Source organism: Gallibacter intestinalis, from assembly GCF_014982745.1.
In the GTDB taxonomy this organism is placed as follows: Bacteria; Bacillota; Clostridia; order Peptostreptococcales; family Anaerovoracaceae; genus Gallibacter; species Gallibacter intestinalis.
In genome coordinates, this window is record NZ_JADCKA010000029.1 from 1 (window position 1) to 1106 (window position 1106).

The 1106-nt window shown below is 37.5% G+C and carries 2 protein-coding genes; one reads left to right on the plus strand and one right to left on the minus strand.

Annotated elements, in window-relative coordinates:
* On the plus strand, positions 1 to 814 hold an 814-nt coding region (locus INF20_RS07910), incomplete at its 5' end, for an IS4 family transposase (RefSeq protein WP_226385833.1).
* Between the two features lie 18 nt (positions 815 to 832).
* On the opposite strand, the gene INF20_RS07915 is transcribed toward INF20_RS07910, so the two are convergent.
* A partial coding sequence (locus INF20_RS07915; protein WP_226385834.1) for a hypothetical protein occupies positions 833 to 1106 on the minus strand: 274 nt, incomplete at its 5' end.

Consider the following 1106-nt stretch of genomic DNA (forward strand, 5'->3'; position numbering starts at 1 on the left):
GGATAAGCGTTCGGCTGGTTATACCCGGCGGAATCTAGCCCAGAGCAAAGCAACCGCTGTAGTTCTGGAGCTCATAAAAGCTGCTAAAAAAGCTTTGATTCCTGCATCACATGTGCTGTTTGACACCTGGTTCTGTTCCCCATCGTCTTTGATCGCTATCAAGGAAATGGATTATGACGTTATTGCAATGGCGAAGAAAACACCAAAGATGCATTATCTCTATAACGGAAAAATGCAGCCATTAACGGAAATATACAAGCAAAACAAAAAGCGAAGAGGTAAGTCCAGATATCTGCTGTCTGTCGAAGTCGTTCTCAAAAAGGATGACAAATCAATTCCTGCTCGAATTGTGTATGTCCGTAATAAGAAAAAACGTAAAGATTACTTGGCGCTTATCACTACTGATATGAATATCAGCGAGGATGAGATCATTCGTATTTACGGAAAGCGTTGGGATATCGAGGTTTTTTTCAAGGTATGCAAATCATACCTGAAGTTGAGCAAGGAATGCAATTCGTTGTCCTATGATGCTATGACAGCACACACAGCAGTCGTTTTTACTAGGTACATGATGCTGGCAGTAGAAAACCGTCAGACATCTGATTTACGGACATTAGGTGAGATATTCTATTGTATAACGGATGAAATGTCTGATATTTCATTGATTCAAGCTTTCCATCTGCTTATGCAGGTGTTCTTAGATACAATCACAGATAAGCTCTCCTTAACTTCTGAGCAGTTGGATCAATTGCTGGAAGCATTCATGGCTGCACTTCCAAAGGAACTTAAGGGTAGGCTTTTACTGTGTGCATAAGAGCAAGAATCATGATACTTACTTAAAGCCAAATATTGAATTTTCAAGGTGCATAGAGATTATTAATCTGCGAAGTTTAAGTATCATAATATAAAAAGAGAAAGAGTCAGTTTTGCTTGGCCACTTAACACTCTTTCTCCTGCTAATATGCTTAGAAAAGCACACCCACAAGATTATGATAAGATTATTTTCAATATTTTGCAAGCTAAATTTTAATAAATTATCCATCAAAGAATTGTTTTTAGAGTCGATGAAAGAATTTTCTTCTAAAAAGCTACCATTTATAAAACTT